This is a genomic window from Micromonospora sp. NPDC005206, assembly GCF_040608175.1.
Lineage (GTDB): Bacteria > Actinomycetota > Actinomycetes > Mycobacteriales > Micromonosporaceae > Micromonospora.
In genome coordinates this window covers 271627-288734 of the sequence record NZ_JBEXHU010000012.1, presented here as the reverse complement: position 1 = coordinate 288734, position 17108 = coordinate 271627, and the positions used below count along the sequence as shown (strand labels likewise).

General features: G+C 66.4%; 16 protein-coding genes and 3 pseudogenes. 14 read left to right on the top strand and 5 right to left on the bottom strand.

Going from position 1 to position 17108, the window contains the following annotated elements; translation table 11 throughout:
• The 3 genes and pseudogenes from ABZU69_RS20430 to ABZU69_RS20420 all read left to right on the top strand — a co-directional run.
• On the top strand, positions 1-765 hold a 765-nt coding region (locus ABZU69_RS20430; protein ID WP_354965904.1), incomplete at its 5' end, for a group II intron maturase-specific domain-containing protein.
• A gap of 106 nt (positions 766-871) precedes the next feature.
• Positions 872-1102 (top strand): annotated as a pseudogene (locus ABZU69_RS20425) (transposase); the annotation flags it as partial.
• Positions 1042-2211 (top strand): IS30 family transposase, encoded by a 1170-nt coding sequence (locus ABZU69_RS20420; protein WP_354965903.1) that lies wholly within the window; start codon positions 1042-1044, stop codon positions 2209-2211. The pseudogene ABZU69_RS20425 and the gene ABZU69_RS20420, both read left to right, overlap by 61 nt.
• A 98-nt stretch (positions 2212-2309) precedes the next feature.
• Here ABZU69_RS20420 and ABZU69_RS20415 read toward each other — a convergent pair.
• Positions 2310-2480, bottom strand: a pseudogene (locus ABZU69_RS20415) (ISL3 family transposase); the annotation flags it as partial.
• A gap of 16 nt (positions 2481-2496) precedes the next feature.
• Between ABZU69_RS20415 and ABZU69_RS20410 the strand changes: the two are divergent.
• Positions 2497-2747: pseudogene (locus tag ABZU69_RS20410) on the top strand (IS256 family transposase); the annotation flags it as partial.
• Positions 2748-2835: 88 nt separating this feature from the next.
• On the opposite strand, the gene ABZU69_RS20405 reads toward ABZU69_RS20410, so the two are convergent.
• From ABZU69_RS20405 to ABZU69_RS20390, 4 genes are all read right to left on the bottom strand, one after another.
• On the bottom strand, positions 2836-3732 hold the full coding sequence (locus tag ABZU69_RS20405; protein ID WP_354965902.1) for a phosphotransferase: 897 nt from the start codon (positions 3730-3732) through the stop codon (positions 2836-2838).
• Positions 3733-4707: 975 nt separating this feature from the next.
• Positions 4708-5382 carry a DUF2848 family protein gene (locus ABZU69_RS20400; RefSeq protein WP_354965901.1) on the bottom strand — a complete coding sequence of 225 codons (675 nt, stop codon included), beginning with the start codon at positions 5380-5382 and terminating at the stop codon, positions 4708-4710.
• 46 nt (positions 5383-5428) lie between these two features.
• Positions 5429-6229 carry a carbon-nitrogen family hydrolase gene (locus ABZU69_RS20395; RefSeq protein WP_354965900.1) on the bottom strand — a complete coding sequence of 267 codons (801 nt, stop codon included), beginning with the start codon at positions 6227-6229 and terminating at the stop codon, positions 5429-5431.
• A 55-nt stretch (positions 6230-6284) separates the two neighbouring features.
• Positions 6285-7778 (bottom strand): aldehyde dehydrogenase family protein, encoded by a 1494-nt coding sequence (locus tag ABZU69_RS20390; protein ID WP_354965899.1) that lies wholly within the window; start codon positions 7776-7778, stop codon positions 6285-6287.
• A gap of 136 nt (positions 7779-7914) precedes the next feature.
• Here ABZU69_RS20390 and ABZU69_RS20385 point away from each other — a divergent pair, with 136 nt between their 5' ends.
• From ABZU69_RS20385 to ABZU69_RS20340, 10 genes are all read left to right on the top strand, one after another.
• On the top strand, positions 7915-8832 hold the full coding sequence (locus tag ABZU69_RS20385) for an ABC transporter substrate-binding protein (protein WP_354965898.1): 918 nt from the start codon (positions 7915-7917) through the stop codon (positions 8830-8832).
• Positions 8833-8899: 67 nt separating this feature from the next.
• Positions 8900-9244: a cupin domain-containing protein gene (locus tag ABZU69_RS20380; RefSeq protein WP_074308873.1), complete on the top strand. Its 345-nt coding sequence runs from the start codon at positions 8900-8902 to the stop codon at positions 9242-9244.
• Between the two features lie 159 nt (positions 9245-9403).
• On the top strand, positions 9404-10417 hold the full coding sequence (locus ABZU69_RS20375; protein ID WP_354965897.1) for an ABC transporter substrate-binding protein: 1014 nt from the start codon (positions 9404-9406) through the stop codon (positions 10415-10417).
• Positions 10418-10421: 4 nt separating this feature from the next.
• Positions 10422-11327, top strand: a complete 906-nt coding sequence (locus ABZU69_RS20370) for an ABC transporter ATP-binding protein (RefSeq protein WP_354965896.1) — start codon at positions 10422-10424, stop codon at positions 11325-11327.
• Positions 11324-12178, top strand: a complete 855-nt coding sequence (locus ABZU69_RS20365; protein WP_354965895.1) for an ABC transporter permease — start codon at positions 11324-11326, stop codon at positions 12176-12178. The genes ABZU69_RS20370 and ABZU69_RS20365 overlap by 4 nt, the downstream gene beginning before the upstream one ends.
• A complete protein-coding gene (locus ABZU69_RS20360; RefSeq protein WP_354965894.1) occupies positions 12175-12936 on the top strand; it encodes an isochorismatase family protein in 762 nt (253 codons plus the stop codon). Before ABZU69_RS20365 ends, ABZU69_RS20360 begins: the two co-directional genes overlap by 4 nt.
• 1 nt (position 12937) lies before the next feature.
• Positions 12938-14140, top strand: a complete 1203-nt coding sequence (locus tag ABZU69_RS20355) for an NAD(P)/FAD-dependent oxidoreductase (protein ID WP_354965913.1) — start codon at positions 12938-12940, stop codon at positions 14138-14140.
• Positions 14137-15384, top strand: a complete 1248-nt coding sequence (locus ABZU69_RS20350) for an MFS transporter (protein ID WP_354965893.1) — start codon at positions 14137-14139, stop codon at positions 15382-15384. Before ABZU69_RS20355 ends, ABZU69_RS20350 begins: the two co-directional genes overlap by 4 nt.
• Positions 15385-15431: 47 nt before the next feature.
• Positions 15432-16085 (top strand): hypothetical protein, encoded by a 654-nt coding sequence (locus ABZU69_RS20345; RefSeq protein WP_354965892.1) that lies wholly within the window; start codon positions 15432-15434, stop codon positions 16083-16085.
• Positions 16086-16337: 252 nt separating this feature from the next.
• Positions 16338-16844, top strand: coding sequence for a MarR family winged helix-turn-helix transcriptional regulator (locus ABZU69_RS20340; protein WP_074308883.1), 507 nt, complete (start codon positions 16338-16340; stop codon positions 16842-16844).
• Positions 16845-17108: the final 264 nt, after the last annotated feature.

Below are 17108 nucleotides of genomic sequence, written 5' to 3'. Positions count from 1 at the left end.
CCGACCGGCACGCCGCAAGGGGGCATCCTGTCACCGCTGTTGGCCAACATCGCGTTGAGTGTGCTCGATGAGCACCTGCACCGTGAGTGGAAGCCTGGTGGGCGGATGTCGACGGAGAATCGGCGCCACCATCGGCGTGATCATGGTCAGGCGACGTGGCGACTGGTCCGCTATGCGGAGAACTTCGTCGTCATGGTGTTCGGCACCCGAGATCACGTCGAGGCGTTGCGCGGGGACGTCGCGGCCGTGCTCGCTCCGCTGGGACTGCGACTGTCGCCGTCCAAGACGCGGATCGTGAACATGGCCGACGGGTTCGACTTCTTGGGCTTTCGCATCCGGTGGAGACGCAAGATGGGCACCCGCGACCAGTGGCACGTCTACACGTTCATCGGTGACCGGCCAGTCCGGTCACTGAAGGACAAGATCCGTGCCCTGACACGCAGGTTGTCACAGCAGGACCTGGGAGAAACGCTGATCAGGATCAACCAGATCACGCGTGGCTGGACCAACTACTTCCGGCACGCCGTCGCCAAACACACCTTCGACCGGCTCGCCTACTTCATCTGGTGGCGAGTTGTTCGCTGGGTCAAGGCCAAACGACGCTGGAGATGGAAGGACGTTCACCGCTGGCTGCGCACCCCGACCGGGTGGCGGACCATCACGGCGGACGGGATCGAACTGCACAACATCGCGTCGACCGCCGTTACTCGGTATCGCCGTCGCAGCAGAATCCCCACCCCCTGGGCAACAACGGAACCAGCCTGACGGCAGAAACCGTGGAGAGCCCGTTGCGTTGAGAGGCGCACGGCGGGTTCGGCGAGCGGTCCGCAGAAACGGGCCGGTGGCAACACCGGAACCGCGCTGCGGGCCGACTCAACTCAGCGCGCATTTCGCCGAGATCTACGGCGCCTCGGTGTCGAAGGAGACGATCTCCCGGATCACCGACAAGGTGATCGAGGAGATGACCGACTGGTCCCACCGGCCCCTCGACGAAAGGCGGTTTCTACTGGTCGTTGCGAATCCTGATGGGACGGGGTTCGCATGCCGAGATACGCGCCGAACAAGATGTCGACGGACGTCAAGCGTCGCTATTTCGAACTGATCAGGACAGGAGTGCGGGGTGCTCGAGCCGCCCAGGAAGTGGGCGTGTCGCTGAGTTGTGGATCATTGTGGTTCATCGACGCTGGCAGCGTGAGCTATGTCGAAACCCCGATCAGCGGGCGGTATCTGAGTCAGGACGACAGGATCGAGATCGCCGACGGGCTCGCCCGAGGAGAGCAGGTCAAGTCGATCGCCGCCCGGATCGGCAAGAGTTACCAGAGCGTGTACCGGGAGATCGCTCGCAACCGCAAACCCGACGGCCGGTATCAGCCGTGGTATGCACACAACCAGGCTCATGTGCGCCGACGGCGCCCGAAGCCGCGGCGGCTGGCGGCCGACAACGCGTTGCGCGAGGCGGTTGCCGGCAAACTGCATCGGGGGTGGTCGCCTGCGCAGATCAGCCGGTGGCTGCGACGGCGATACCCGCGCCGGCTGGCGTGGCAGGTGTGCGCCGAGACGATCTACGAGGCGGTCTATCGAGGCCTGGTCCTTCACGCCGATCCCGTCAATCTGCGCACTGGCCGCACCTACCGGCGTCGTCGTGGCCGGGGCCGGTCTCGCGAGGGCGCGCTGAAACAGTCAACCAACATGAAGTCGATCCGTGAGCGGCCAGCCGCGGTCGAGTCCCGCCGTCAGGCGGGGCATTGGGAGGGCGACCTGATCATGGGTGCCCGTCAACGATCAGCGATCGCAACGCTGGTGGAGCGCAAGACCAGGTTCACCCTGCTGGTGAGGCTGCCCGGCGATCACAGTGCCCGGTCCGTTGGCGACGCGCTGATCAGCACGTTCGCGAAGCTACCTGCCAGGCTGCGGCGCACGTTGACCTGGGATCAAGGCAACGAGATGTTCCACCACGAGCGCATCGAGCAAGCGACCGGCCTCAGAATCTTCTTCGCTGACCCGCACTCGCCCTGGCAGCGTGGCTCCAACGAGAACACAAACGGGCTTCTTCGCCAGTACCTGCCGAAAGGCACCGACCTGAGCAGATGGACCGACGATCAACTCCAAGAGATCGCCGGCGAACTCAACGAACGGCCACGCTTGTGCCTGAACGACAAGACGCCGCAGCAGATGATGAGACAATGGAGACGCCAAATGACAACGAGCTGATTCGCGACGATCCCTAGAAACCGCCAAATTTATGCGGCGGTGTTCATCGACGCCATCGTGGTCAAGGTCCGGGCTCTGTCGCCGGTTGTGTGAAGCGTTCAGTGCGCGAGTAGGACGCGTTTGCGCAGTAGGTCGAGGCTGGCGCGGCCGAACATCTGACGTTTGATCATCTTGAGGCGGTTGATGTTGCCTTCGACCGGGCCGGAGTTGTGCGGCAGGGTCAGGCCGTTGCGGACGGCGTCGAGGTCGCGGCGTAGGTTGCGGGCGAACCCGGCCAGGGGCGTGAGGGTGTCGTGTTCGACGGCGGTGATCCACTGCTCGAGGCACTCGCCGTGGCGGCCGGTCATCATGACCGAAGGCTCGTACGTGTGTGACCAGCCGGCGAGCTGGCCGCGTTGAAGTGTCTGTACCTGGTGACCCGGTCCCTTGACCCCACCGGCGTCGGCAGAGCCCGATGGACGATGCGCTGGAAACCCACGTTGAACGCCTTCGCCATCACCTTCAGCGACCGCTTCCCAGCCGCTGAAACCTACTAACCAAGATCGCCGAAAACACCGTTAGCGAGACAGCCCCTCAGCCGATGAGAATGCGGGCGCCATTGCTCGACGATCTTGCCTGCGTCTCCTATTCCATTCGGTAGCGGGCGAGGCACTCCTGCGTCCAGCTGGTGTGACGCTCGCGCAAGTGGGCTGCGGTCAGATCGCTGCGGCCGAGGTCGTGGTAGTTGGGGAGCCAGGTCTCGACGGTGCGGTAGGAGTTGTCGAGGGCGAACAAGTCCCACAGCGCCAGGTCGGGCACAGCTGCTGCTGCCGCTTGCTCGTACGCCGCCAGGAATATCTCAGCCGAGTCCGGGCCGTGCAGCAGAGTCAAATCAAGTCGGCACCAGCTCACGTCGAGGCCGCGTGGCGCCTGTGCAGCCCCTGACCAGTCGACGACGCCAGTGATTACCTCCTGCTCCCACAGGACATTGCCGGACCAATAGTCATAGTGCGTCAGAACGGGACTTTGACCGGCAAGGCGATGAGCATGGGCAGCCAGGATCGATGCGGTAGGCCCCGCGTCGACGCCGGCAGGGGATGAGGCGGATGCTGCTGCCATGCCGTCCCGGAGCCCGGTAAGCCGGGTGAGCGGCACGGCGTGGATGCGGGCCAAGACCCGTCCTAGCTGTTCGGCTGCCCCCCGCGAGGAGACGGACATGATGTCGGCGCGGCCGGGCAGCCGGGTGATCAAGATGGCCGGTTCACCGAACCGATGACCGGCGGGATCCACGTCCACCACCCTCGGAGCCCAGCCGTCCAAGCCGTCGAGAGTTGCCAGCACGCCGGCTTCCCGCGCGGCGGCGTCGTCGCCCGGCGGGAACCGGCGCAGCACCATCTCCCCCGTGGGGCGCTCGGTCCGTAGCAGATGGGTGGCGGCGTGAGTGCCGCCGGTGAGTCGCCGAACGGTGCGCGCGGAGGCACCCGGACCGGCGACTTCAGCGGCCCATGCAACGGCTGATGAAGGAGGCTGCGATTCGGTCACCGCGTCATACTGCACGGTCCGTCTTGCGCTGACCATCGGTGCTGCACGCGGTTCTCACGGGCGAGACGCTGACCACGACTTCTCGCCTGGTGACCTGTTCGGCGAACACGAAGAGGTCACCAACGCGGCTACTCATTAGTAAGCTTCAAAGTCTTGCCGATCGTCATCGACGGTGGGGCAATGGTTCGTGTCGCCCCTCGGACACAAACGATTTACCAATGGTGCGCGCTGAGATCCACTGCAGCGCGCACCGTTTGCGTTTCGGGTTGGTAGGTGAGCCGGAGTCCGAGTTGCCGGTAGACCTCGGCCTTGTCGGTGGGGTTCGCTTCGCGGAGCGCTTCACGGCTGGGTCGGCTCGCCGGCCGTAGACGCTGGATGACGAGGCGTAGACCAGCGCCGTACCCCGGATCAATCCGCACGAGGTGCGAACGTTGCCGACGACGTGCCGCCGAACGCGACCCTGAGGCGATCATTAGCTGGCTGCGCCGACGGTCTCCGGCGGTAAAGACCAGCTGCGGCGCGGGTGCGTGGATCTGCTTCCAGGACGAGGCAGGTCAGGCTCTGCGACCGCCGCGATCACGCACGTGGAGCCGACGCGGGCACACGCCCGTGGTCGCCGTCTCGGGCGAGGGCTCCGGCCGGATCTCGATCGCCGGGTTCGTCTGCCTCAAGCCCGGACGACGCGGCCGGCTGCAAGCGGTCTGCTTTGCCTCTGTCCAGGCAGCTTCAGCGGTATCCGCCGGAGCTCAACCGATAGAGCGCGGGCCTGGACGCTGAACGGCCGACAACGACGTTCGGGGCCGTGCCGAGAACGCGGCACGGCCCCACGGCGTCGGGTGTTCCGTACCTGCCCCTGATCGCATCAGGCGTCGACAAGCTTCTGCCGGCGCCTGATTACATGCCCAAGCCCGGCGCCGCCCTGCAGAAACCACAGCCTTCGCAGATGCGGCTGCGCACTTCTGATTGCCGACCGGATCAGACGCTTCCGTGCTTTACCTGGTAGGCGTGCGTCAGTGACTGGCCGTCCGGCAGGTGCATCTCCATCTCGTAGCTGGTCCCGTAGACGAACTCTCCGGTCAGCAACGGCAGGGTCCCGCAGAACATCACCGTGTCCGCCGTGAGCTTCGTGCCACTGGCCTCCAACTTGCCGAGCAGTTGCTGGGGCGTCAGCATCGCCGCCAGGCGGCCCTGCTGGTACGGCTGGCGATCGGTCCGGCACGTCACAACGATGTCGTCCCATCGCTCTTCGATGGACACCATCGGCACCACTGCGGCGCCCATCGGTTTGGGCGCCGCTGCCTTTGACTTGGCGATGCTCTGGGTTTCGAGTTCGCGGTCCGTGTGGTCACTGCCAATACCGAGGTAGAAGCGGCCCCCGTGGAACACCAGAACCGGTTCCACCTCCCCAGAGGTCTTGTCACCGGCCACGTCGACGGAGGCGTCCGTCGTTAGGAGGTCAGCGTTCAGCTCGTAGAACATCGGGACGCGTGGTGGCGGTGTGACGCCGATGTGGGCCAGTTCGTCAATGTGCGCTTGGACCGCTTGGCGGTCACGGCCGGTGTAGCCCGCCACGACGAGTCTGGGATCGGAGAGGTGGATCTGGTCGGCTGTGCCGGCGACTGTCAGAGTGATCAGGGGTGTGTCAGGCACGAAATGTCCTTCCCTCTGGGTTCGTGTAGACGAGATGGAAAGCTGTTCAGCCGAAGGTCGCCTGATTGCGTAGCCGGCGGTCTTCAAGCACGGGGAACTCGCGCCGTATTTCCGTGACTGCGGCACGGTCGATTTCGGTGTAGAGGACCTCCTCACCGGCGCCTGCTTCGGCCAGCACGCGTCCCCAGGGATCGACCACGACGCTGTGGCCGGCCAGCTCGACCTCGCCCTGCTTCCCGGCGGCGTTGCACGCCAGCAAGAACAGCTGATTCTCCACGGCACGGGTTCGGGTGAAGAGCTTCCAGTGCTCAAGGCGTGCGGCCGGCCAGGCGGCCGGCACGATGATGAGCTCCGCACCCTGGTCGACGAGGTGCCGGTACAGCTCCGGGAAGCGGAGGTCGTAGCAGGTCGTCATGCCGACCTGGCCGATGGCGGTGTCCGCCACGTCCGCCCGCTGACCGGCGCTGAGGAGTTTCGACTCGAGGGACTGATAGCCGAACACGTGGATCTTTCGGTAGTCCAACAGCACCTCACCGGTCGGATCGACGAGCACGGCGGTGTTGTGAAGGCGACCGGTTGGGTCCCGTTCGAGCACGCTGCCGGCGTGCAGGTGGGCCCCGAGCGCTCGGGCCCAGCCCCTGATCGTGGAGAGGAGCGGTCCGTCGAGGTACTGCGCAAGTTCGTCATAGCGGTCGAATGCGAAGTAGCCAGGGGCCCACAACTCGGGGAGGACCACCAGGTCGACGTCGGTGAGGCCGGCAACAAGGTCGCCGACACGCTCGATGCGGCCTTCGACCGGCTCGGTGAAAGGGCTGGCGACCTGCACCAAAGCTGTTTTCATGACCATCCACTCCGTTCGTCGTCGGCTGTTCTCATCGGAAACACCGTTCTTTGGCGCCGCGTCAGGCGGCGAGCTTCACGTGGACGCTCTTGGTTTGCAGGTAGCTCAACAACTCCTCCATGCACTCCTCCCGTCCAAGGCCGCTGTTCTTCCATCCGCCGAAGGGCGTGCCCCAGTAGTGGGTCGTGCTGTCGTTGACCCAGACGTAACCCGCTTCCACGTCATCGGCCAGTCGGAGCGCTTTGCGCACGTCATTCGTCCAGACGCTTGCGGTGAGTCCGTACTCGACGCTGTTCACGTCGCGCAACATCGTCGAGTAGTCGCTCCAGCGGAACACGGACACCACCGGACCGAAGACCTCCTCCTGCGCGATGCTCGAATCCGGCGCGACGTCAGTGAAGATGGCCGGAGCGACGAAGAATCCCTCCTGCGGAACCCGGGGGTCATCGAGTCCGCCCGAGACCAGGGTCGCGCCTTCCGCGGCAGCTCCCCTGATGAAGTCGCGTGTTCTGTCGGCGTGACGGGCGCTGATCAAAGGGCCCATGTCGACGGCGGGGTCGTACGCCGGGCCCAGCGTCAGGGCGGAGAACTCACTGGCCAACGCCTCGACGAACGCGCCGTGCACGTCGGCGTGGACGAACAGCCGTGACGTCGAGCCGCACGACTGGCCGGCGTTGGCGCGCAGATTCATCGCCTTCACGACCTCACGGGCGGTGCGCGCCACGTCAACGTCAGCGAAGACGATCATCGGGTTCTTTCCGCCCAGCTCCAGCGACACCGATCGCACGGCGTCTTCGGCGGCACGGCGCTGGATGAGGCGGCCTGTCGCTGGGCTGCCGGTGAAACCGATGCGGCGGACGTCAGGATGCGTCACCAGCGCGTCGCCGGTGTGCGCGTCGCCGGTGATGATGTTGAACACCCCTGGAGGGAAGATCTCCCGGACCAGGTCTCCGAGAAGCAGCGCCGACATGGGCGTTTGGTCGGCGACCTTCAGCACTACGGCGTTGCCCGCGGTGAGCGCTGCCAGGCTGCCTTTGACCGCGAACAGGAAAGGGTGGTTGTAGGCCACGATCTTGGCCACGACCCCGTAAGGCTTGTAGCGCGTGTAGTGCAGGGTGTCATCGTCGGGCAGGACATCACCTCGTAGCGCGCCCGCGAGCCCTGGCCAACCTCGCAGCGACCTCGTCGCCCCGGCGATATCGCCGAACATTCGCTGGACGGGCAGCCCGGCGTCGATCGCGTCCACCAACGCGATCTCGTGGGCGCGGTCCTCGATGGCCAGCGCGAGGCGCTCGAAGCAGCGACCTCGTTCACCGAGCGTCGTGCGGGCCCAGGATCGCTGGGCGTCCCTGGCCGCGTCGACCGCGGCGGCAACGTCGACCGGACCAGCGACGGCGTAACTGGCGAACTCGGTGCCGGTGGACGGGTTCAGTGTGCGACGCACGACTCCGGAGGAGGGCGTGACCCACTCGTTGTCGATCAGGAGACGCGGGGCCCGCGCCGCCAGCGAGCCAAGGACGTTCGACAGGTCGGGGTGCTGCGTCGGGTCGTGCATGCGTGCCCTCTCCGCCAGGACGTCGTACGGAGCGGGCCAGTGGGCCGGAAGTCCGTTGCGGCTGTATCCGCCGAAGTCCTTGACTCTAGGTACCGTACCTAGATTAACTAAATCACAACCGACCGAGGAGCGCGAGATGCGACTGGCTGTTCCCGACCTGATCTCGAACTCGTACTTTCCTGCTGTTGCGGCGGTGGAGCTTGGCCTCATGCGCGAGGAAGGCCTCGACGTCACGCTGGAGCTGCTCTTCCCGGTCACCGACGCGGCCGCCGCGCTGCGCGATGGCGAGATCGACTTCCTGGCGGGTGCCGCGCATGCACCGCTGTACGACGTGCGAGCGTGGGACGACACGACGCTCGTCGCCGCGCTGTCGAGCAACATGTACTGGTACCTCGTCGTGGCGGCGGACTCGCACATTGACGCCGGCTCGTGGACATCGCTGCGCGACGTGCGGATCGGCGCGGCACCCGGCCCTGACACAGGGCTCCGCCAGCTCCTGGTCGGTGCCGGCCTCGATCTCGACGAGGCTCGGATCGACATCGCTCCGGTTCCGGGCGCTGACGCCCCCAGCGTCTCGTTCGGCCTCACCGCCGCGCAGGCGCTCGAGCAAGGCCGCATCGACGCGTTCTGGGCCAACGGCATGGGCGCCGAGGTCGCGGTTCGCGACGGCATCGGCAAGGTCATTTTCGACGCACGGCGCTGCGACGGAGAAGCCGCTGGCTTCACGTTTCCTGCCCTCATGACGTCGCGGAGGCTGGCTGCCACGTCGCCAGAGGTCGTGTCCGCCGCCGTCCGCGCGATCGTCCGCGCACAGCGGGCCCTCCGGGAGGATCCGTCTCTGGCCGAGAAGGTCGCCGACGGCCTCTTCCCGCCAATGGAGACAGGGCTGATCGCGAACCTCGTAGAGCGAGACCTTCCCTTCTACAACCCCGCCATCAACGACAGCGCCGTCGCGAGCCTGCAGGACTTCGGGTGGCGCGCTGCCCTGCCAGGGGCCGGTGGCTCCTTCGCGCGAGCGGTCGCCAGGGAGTTCGCCCCCCTGTGGTCCTCATGAGGAGGCACCGCGCTGCTCCGCGGCGTTCCTGACCATCGCCCACCGTAGATACGGCCGAGAGGAAGACATGCCGAAGCCCGAGCTGGAGTTCGTCTCCATTGAAAAGACCGCGTTCACACCGTGTGAGGGCGTGGTACCCCAGCTGACCGAAAGAGTCCTCGCCCGCGACCCGGAGCGCGGCGTGGCGACGCGGATCCTCCGCTTCGAACCGCAGACGGACACGACGCCGAACGGTGTGCAGTCTCATGACTTCTGGGAGGAGGTCTACATCCTGGAGGGCTCCATCACCGACCTGCGGTTGGGGCAAACGTTCACCGCAGGGGACTACGCGTGTCGCCCGCCCGGCATGAAGCACGGCCCGTGGAAGTCCGAGGAGGGCTGCCTCACCTTCGAGGTCAGGTACGAGGCGTGAGCCGCGCCGGTGCCGAGGAGCGGCTGGACGCCCGAGGACGCCACCACTCCGTCCCCACGCCACCGAACAGCGTTGTCGTTCCCGGATCGCCAAAGTAGGTCACGAAAAATTCAACCGAAATAAGTTACCTGGCTTAACCACCCCCTAGGGAGTCCCCCGATGAAGCTGAGAGCCATCCCCCGCCTCGCAGCTGTCTTCGCCCTCAGTGCGGCCACGATGCTCAGTGGATGCAGTGCTGGAGCCGGCAAGGGCAGCGCGTCGAACGACACCACCTGGAAGGTGGGTGTCATGCCCTGTACCAGCGACTGCGGCTTCTTGCGCATGGCGCAGGCAAAGGGCTTTTACAAGGAGCAGGGCGTCAACGTCGAGTTCGTCGAGCTCAAGAGCGCGGAGCAGGTCTACCCGGCGCTGGCTTCCGGCGAGGTGGATGCCATCGAGCAGAGCCCCGGCGGACTCTACATCGCCGCGCAGCAAGGAGGTCTCAACGCAAAGGTGATCGGTTCCTCAATGGAGGGCAACCCTTTCGCAATCTTCGCTAACAAGAAGTACGACTCGATTTCGGACCTCAAGGGCAAGAGTGTGGGCATCTCGTCGCCGACAGGACTTCCAGCCCTCGTTGCCAAGCTGATGCTAAAAAACGCCGGCGTCGACTGGACGTCGGTCCAGAAGGTGAACGCGGGCGGCAACCCCGACCGGTACCGGGCCGTGGTGGCGGGCACGGTCGACGCGACGGCCGACGCCACGGACTACGTCCCGCGGGCCGAGAAGGACGGCGTGAACGTCCTCGGCCTCTCCGCCGACATCATCCCCGACTATCCGCGCTACATGATCATCGCTCGCGAGGACAGCCTCAAGAAGAAGGACGACCTGGCCACGGGGTACCTGGCCGGCCTGATCCAGGGTCTGCGGTACGCGTACGACCACCCGGACGAGGCCAGGAAGATCTCCGCGGAGGCGCTGAAGGTGAGCCCGGACGACCCCATGGTCACCTTCACCCACGACGTCATCGTCGAGAAGAAGCTGGTCGATCCCGACGGCGGCATCGACATGACCAAGCTCGAGTACCTGGAAAAGGTGCTGCAGGAGTCCGGTGATCTCAAGAAGTCGATCGATGTGAAGTCCCTCGTCGATGACTCGTACCAGCAAGCCGCGCTGAAGCGTTTGGAGGACTGAGACCATGCAGGCAAGCAGCACCGCCGGGAAGACGCAGGCGAGCCCTCCGACGACTCCACCGGCCCAGTCGCAGCCGAGGGTCGTCATCGACCGCGTCTCCAAGGACTTCACCGTCTCGGATCGCAAGGGAAGTCAGCCTCTGAAGGCCCTGGACCGGGTGTCGTTGTCGATCAACGACGGCGAGATCGTCGCCCTGACCGGCTTGAGCGGCTGCGGCAAGACCACCTTGCTGCGCATCATCATGGGGTTGGAGCGGGCGACCAGCGGCACCGTGACCGTGGGCGACAAAGTGGTCACTGGATGCGGTTTTGACCGCGGTCTGGTGTTCCAGCACGCCGAGCTCTTCCCGTGGCGGACGGCTCTTCAGAATGTGGAGTTCGGGCTCGAGGTGAAGGGCGTGCCGAAGGCGGAGCGTCGCCGGATCGCCCGCGAGAAGCTCGAACTCGTGGGCCTGGGCGCCGCGATGGACAGGCGTCCCAACCAGCTTTCCGGTGGCATGAAGCAGCGTGTCGGTCTGGCCCGCGCGCTCAGCATCGAACCGCAGGTGCTCCTCATGGACGAGCCCTTCGGAGCGCTCGACGCGCAGACTCGCGAGGGTCTTCAGCTCGAGGTGCTGCGCGTTCACCGCGAGACCGGCAAGACAATCATCTTCGTCACGCACGACCTGGACGAAGCCGTTCTGCTCGCGGACCGGGTCGTGCTGATGTCCCCGAACCCGGGCCGCGTGGATCACATCTTCGACATCCCGATCTCCGGGCCGCGCGAGGACCTGTTCGCGATCCGCGGTCTCGACGAGTTCGCTCACACGAGGTACGAGATCTGGCGCCGGCTCATGGCGCGGGTCCACGAGAACAGCGAAGCGGCGCACGGCATCGACCCGCAGGGCCGCGATCGAGGAGGGGACCGATGACTTCCCTAGCGCAGGAACGAACTTCCACCCGTCAGGGACCAGACCCCACCGCTGTCGCGAAGCGGCGCCGGGTCCTGCGCGGCCGACACACCTACACGCTGGTGACCATCGCCTCCCTGTTGGTCCTGCTCGTGGCCTGGGAGATCTTCGGGCGACGGATGAACCCCATCTTCGCCTCGTACCCGACGGCCATCGCCGTCTCGTTCCGCGACCAACTCGCCGACGGGACGCTCGTCACGGCACTGCTCGACAGCCTCAAGCCGCTGCTGCTCGGCTACCTGATCGCTGCTGTCGCAGGCATCCCCATCGGCCTGCTGTTGGGCCGGTACCGGGCCGTCGAGGCAGCCCTCGGCATCTACGTGACGGGCGGCTACGCCATGCCGATGGTGGCGTTCATCCCCCTGCTGATCCTCTGGTTCGGACTCGGCTTCGCCGTCAAGGTGGCGGTGGTCGTGGTCATGACGGTCTTCCCGATCGTGATCAGTACGTGGGCGGGGGTCAACGCCGTCTCGAAGCCCCTCCTCGAGGTCGGCAAGTCCTTCATGGCCAGTGAAACCGCCATCATGCGGAAGATCATCCTGCCCGCGACAGTGCCACACATCATGACGGGTCTGCGCCTGGGTATCGGACGCGCTGTCATCGGCATCGTGATCGCCGAGTTCTTCACCTCGATCGGTGGCCTCGGCGGCTTGATCATCAACGCGGGCCAGCGGTTTGACACGTCGGCGCTGTTCGTCCCGGTCGTCGTACTGATGGTGCTCGGCATCGGTCTGACGCGGGGGGTCGGCTGGCTGGAGTCGCGGGTTGCCCCTTGGTACGCCGGCGTCAGCGGCGGGCGGGACCCGGAGTGACCGCCGCGATCCACGTCGACGTGCTCGAAGGCCTGCTCGACGAGCATGAGCGCGCGGTCTTCGAGGCGGCGGGCTACGGGCAGCGCGCCGGCTTCGGTGAACGCCCGGTCCTGCTGGTCGTGGACGTCAACTACAACTTCTGTGGCGACCGCCCCGAGCCGATCCTGGACTCCATCAGGTCGTGGCGGAACAGCTGTGGCGAGCATGCCTGGGACGCGCTGCCGGACATCGGCAGGCTCACCGCTGCCGCTCGACGGCGCGGGATTCCGGTCATCTACAGCACGGGCCAGGATCCCCGTCCCGACGGACTCGACTCCGGACGCTGGGCGGACAAGAACCGCCGGCGAGCTGAGGACGCAGTCGTCACACGGGGGCGCGGCAATCAGATCGTGGAGCAGATTGCTCCTGAGGATCCCGACATCGTCATCTCGAAGCCGAAGCCCAGCGCCTTCTTCGCCACACAGCTCAACAGCCTCCTGGTGGAGCTGAAGGCCGACTCCGTCCTGGTGTGCGGCGCCACGACCAGTGGCTGCGTGCGGGCCACCGTCATTGACGGCTTCTCCAACAACTACCGGATGGCCGTGGTCGCCGACTGCACCTTCGACCGCGTGCAGCTGTCGCACCGGGTGAACCTGCTGGACATGCAGCAAAAGTACGCCGACGTGGTGACCCTCGACGAGACCCTCGAGTTCCTGGACTCGCTCCCGGACAGTCTCTTCCCGTGGTTCTCTCCGGCACGAACGAAAGAGTGTGGATGACATGGGGCACGTGATCGTCGTCGGTGGGGGACCGGTCGGTGTCGTCGCCGCCCTCGCCGCTGCACGAAGCGGCTTCGAGGTAACCGTGCTGGAGGCTGCGGAGCAGGTTCAGGACGACCCGCGAGCCTCCACCCTGCACCCCTCGACCCTCGAGATGCTCGACGACCTGGGCCTGGTCGACGAGTTGATCAGCGTCGGTCTGGTCGCCCGTCACTTCGACTTCTGGGACAAGCCGAGCCGGAGTCTCGTTGCACGGCTCGACCACGACGTCCTGCGTCACGAGACGAGGTTCCCCTTCGTCGTACAGACCGAGCAGCACAAGCTCGCCCGCATCGGCCTGCGCAGGCTCGCCGAGATGTCGAATGTCGAAGTACGGCTAGGGTGCACGTTCACGAGTCTGGAGCAGTCTGCCGACTCTGTCGTCGTCCATGGGCAGACCGCCGACGGGCCGGTCCGGCTCACGGGCGACTGGGTCATCGGGTGCGACGGCGGCCGCAGCGCCGTTCGCAAGGGGCTCGGCATCGAGTTCGAGGGCTACACCTGGCCGGAGCGGTTCGTGGTGCTGACCTCCCTCTTCGACTTCGCCGATGCCATGTCCTGCAGCTACCGCAGCTACTTCGCGGATCCGTTCGAGTGGTCCAACCTGTTCAAGGTCGCAGGTGAGGACCTGAAGGGGCGCTGGCGGGTGGTGCTTCCCACATCAGTCGGGGAGTCCGACGAACAGGCCCTGAGCGACGAGGCGTCCATGCAGCGGCTCGAGCGCATTTGCCCCGGCGCGTCGCAGGGGGAGATCTTGCACCGCAAGATCTACCGGGTGCATCAGCGCGTGGCGGCCCGGTTCAGGGTAGGCCGGGCCTTCCTTGCCGGCGATGCGGCCCACGTGAACAACCCGATCGGCGGCCTCGGGCTCAATTGCGGAATCCACGACGCCGTCGAGCTCCTTGAGGCGTTGGACGACTTCCGCGGCTCCCGAAACGAGGACGTGCTCGACGCCTACGAACGCCGCCGGCGGGACCTCAACATCCGCTATGTACAGCAGCAGACTGTGAGCAACAAGAAGCGGCTCGAGGAGAAGGACCCGGTCGTGCGAGCCCAGCGGCTCGACGAGCTACGTGCCATCGCGAGCAGCGAGGAGTCGCAGCGGGTGTTCCTGCGCAGGACGTCCTTGCTCGAGAGCGTGCGAGAGCCGCACGCGAGCGCATGAGAGGGCACGGCGGCAATCCGTCGACCGCCTATGAGCCGCTCCTCGCCGGATACCTCGCGCTGGGCATGGGGGTCGGTCCGCTGACGCACTATGCCTTGAGTGCACTGGGTCCCTTGGTCGTCTCCGACCTCGGGTTGTCGGCGACCGAGTTCGGCGGCCTCTGGCTTGTCGCCTTCGGTACGGCGGCCGCCTGCACCCCCGGATTCGGGCGGCTCACCGACCACCTCGGTGCCCAACGGATGCTTCGGCTCACCTTCGTCTGTGCGGGGGCGGCCATGGTGGCCGTGAGCATGTCGCACTCGCTGGTCCCACTGGTGCTCGGCGTGGGTCTCGCCGGCATGGCGGTCGCCACCTCCAACCCGGCGACGAACCTCGCGGTGGCCGGCTCGGTGACCGTCGGGCGACAAGGGCTCGTCGTGGGAGCGAAGCAGTCAGGGGTGCAGGCAAGCCAACTGCTGGCAGGTCTCGCCCTCCCAGGACTGGCCGTGGTGCTCGGCTGGCGCGTGGCGATTCTGCTCTGCGGGGTGTTGGCGGTCCTCGGGTTCGTGGCCACCCGATGGGTCGTGGGCCCCGCGGCTCCACGCGCCGCGCGAGCCGGCGCCCCCCGTGCGGCCATGGACCCCAGTGTGTGGTGGTTGGCCACCTACGCGCTGGTGACCGGTGCCGCCATCCAGGCGACGAACGTGTACCTGCCGCTCTATGCCCACGACGTGCTCGGCCACTCGGTGAGCGAGGCCGGGCTGGTCTCGGCCACGCTCGGCGGGACGGGCGTGCTGGCACGCCTTGTGTGGGGGCGGGTGATGGACCGCATCCTCGATACGCCGTCGCTCCTGACCGGGTTGGCGGTCCTGACGGGCGTGGGCTTGGCGGTATGCGGTCTCGCCGCTGCCGTCAGTGACCTGATGGTCTGGCTGGGCGCCGCGATCTTCGGAGCGAGTGCGTTGGCTGCGAACGTCGTGATCATGATGACGGTGGTGCGCACCGCGCCAAGTGGCTCGGTAGGCCGCGCCACCGGTTGGACCTCACTGGGGCTCTATGCCGGCTTCATGGTCGGGCCGCTCACTTTCGGCATGTTCGTCGACTCGGCGGCCGGCTACGACGGCGCGTGGTCGTACCTGTGCGCACTGACCGTACTCCTCGTCGTCATCACGGCCTGCTGGAAGCGGTTCGGTAGGCACGCCGATGACGTCAGTGGGTCCGAGGCCGCCCGGGCCGGTGCCGGCGGTGCGCGAGGAGCTGGCTAGAGCCGCTTTTTCACACAACGACGCACAACAATTTAGGAGCTACAGCTGTGAGCGCAGTACTTCTCGCGGTCCTCCGTCCGAAGGCCGATGACGTCGACGACTTTTTCACGTGGTACGAGGCCGAGCACGTCACCGGACGACTGGCGATGCCGGGCTTTCTCGACGCCCGTAGGTACGTCTCCGAAGACGATCACGACATGGGTTTGGTGATCTACGACCTCGCGAGTCTGGATGCGCTGGGCACGGAGGCGTACCGAGCCCTGCAGGCCAGGACGGCCGCGACCACGCAGACGCGGATGGGGGGACTGGACCAGTTTGTCAGGGTCACGGGGGAAGTCATCCAGGAGCACGGCGACGTCGAGGCTGCGGTACCCCTGCTCTTCGTCGTGGCGTTCTCGGCACCGCGGAGCGACCTGGACGACCTCGACGCGTGGTACCGCGAGGAACACGCACCCATGCTCCTCAAGGCCGCGGCCTGGCGCGGGGTCAGCCTGATCGATGTGACGGGATCCAACACTCCGTGGACCCGGGTGGCGATCCACCGGCTCGCCGATGCGTCTGCGCTCGAATCGCCGGAGCGCCGTGCAGCGGGGGAAGCGCCTCGGCGACAGCAGCTTGCTGCCCGACCCTGGTTCAACGCCGGCACCCGCTACAGAGTCAGGGCCGTGGATCGTCTGGACTCCGCCTCGAGGCGTCGCTAGACGGGTAGATGTTAACCGTGGGAGGCCTCCGATAAAGTCAGCAGGGCGCCCCAGGAGGCGAATATGACGCCTGGCCGCGCATTCGCGATCGCGAACGTGTATGGACACGTTCGCGACCGACCGGCCACGATTTCAAGAAGCGTAGGTATAGCAGTGGCTCGTCGATCAGTACGGAACCCAGGGCGCGTAGGCCGCGGCATCGCCGCCACCATCAACGCGCTCAGGGGCGGCCCTGGCGGAACCCCCGTCGAGGTGGATGCCTACTTCGAGGGTGTCGCACGTGCTCGCTACATCATCCGGCGCACCTTCCGGATCTTTGACGAGGTGGCCCGCAACTCGGACCTCGAGCCGCTTCAGCACCAGGCGCTCATCCAGATCCTCGGTGGCGGCGTCACCGAGGGAGCCCTTCCCGTGAGCCGGATCGCCGAGCGCCTCAACGTCACGAGTGCCTTCGCGTCGCGACTCGTTCAAGACCTCGAGGCCAAGGAGTTGGTCGTCCGGCGTCCCTCGGAAGTGGACCGTCGGGTCATCCTGGTGGAGGCGACTGCGCACGGTCGCCGGTGCCTCACGACGGTGTCCGACGGCGTCCGGCGCGACGTGGCCTACTTCCAGTCGCACTTGACGGAGGAAGACCGCGCGGCTGCCCTGACCGTCATGGCGTTCTACGTCGGCGTGCCGCTCAACGACGACGACCTGGAGTCCATCAGGAGCCTCGTCCAGTCGGCCATCCACGCACAGCGAGAGGCGGCCGCGAGATGAGTGTTCCGGCCTGAGACCTTGGGGAGTGGCTGGCGGCTGGTCGAGCGCCGAGTGCGGCGTGAGCCTGGCGTCGTAGGCGTGTAGCCGTGCGGGCATGGCGGCGCTCGGGGGGTCTGCGAGCGAAACGGCTTGGCGTAGGCCCCGTTCCAGCGGCGCCGGCGCGATCGCCCCTGCCCTGCTGACGCCCGCGAACGCGCCAGCCGCCGCTGTCGAAACGTTGCCGCGCGCGGAAGCTCGGCACGGCGTAGCGGGCCAGAGGCAGAC

Bases quoted from the DNA above. Each gene is read 5' to 3' on its own strand.
- ABZU69_RS20420 (WP_354965903.1), top strand. From the start codon at position 1,042: ATGCCGAGATACGCGCCGAACAAGATGTCGACGGACGTCAAGCGTCGC.
- ABZU69_RS20395 (WP_354965900.1), bottom strand. From the start codon at position 6,229: ATGGTCATGAAAACAGCTTTGGTGCAGGTCGCCAGCCCTTTCACCGAG.
- ABZU69_RS20390 (WP_354965899.1), bottom strand. From the start codon at position 7,778: ATGCACGACCCGACGCAGCACCCCGACCTGTCGAACGTCCTTGGCTCG.
- ABZU69_RS20385 (WP_354965898.1), top strand. From the start codon at position 7,915: ATGCGACTGGCTGTTCCCGACCTGATCTCGAACTCGTACTTTCCTGCT.
- ABZU69_RS20380 (WP_074308873.1), top strand. From the start codon at position 8,900: ATGCCGAAGCCCGAGCTGGAGTTCGTCTCCATTGAAAAGACCGCGTTC.
- ABZU69_RS20375 (WP_354965897.1), top strand. From the start codon at position 9,404: ATGAAGCTGAGAGCCATCCCCCGCCTCGCAGCTGTCTTCGCCCTCAGT.
- ABZU69_RS20370 (WP_354965896.1), top strand. From the start codon at position 10,422: ATGCAGGCAAGCAGCACCGCCGGGAAGACGCAGGCGAGCCCTCCGACG.
- ABZU69_RS20365 (WP_354965895.1), top strand. From the start codon at position 11,324: ATGACTTCCCTAGCGCAGGAACGAACTTCCACCCGTCAGGGACCAGAC.
- ABZU69_RS20355 (WP_354965913.1), top strand. From the start codon at position 12,938: ATGGGGCACGTGATCGTCGTCGGTGGGGGACCGGTCGGTGTCGTCGCC.
- ABZU69_RS20350 (WP_354965893.1), top strand. From the start codon at position 14,137: ATGAGAGGGCACGGCGGCAATCCGTCGACCGCCTATGAGCCGCTCCTC.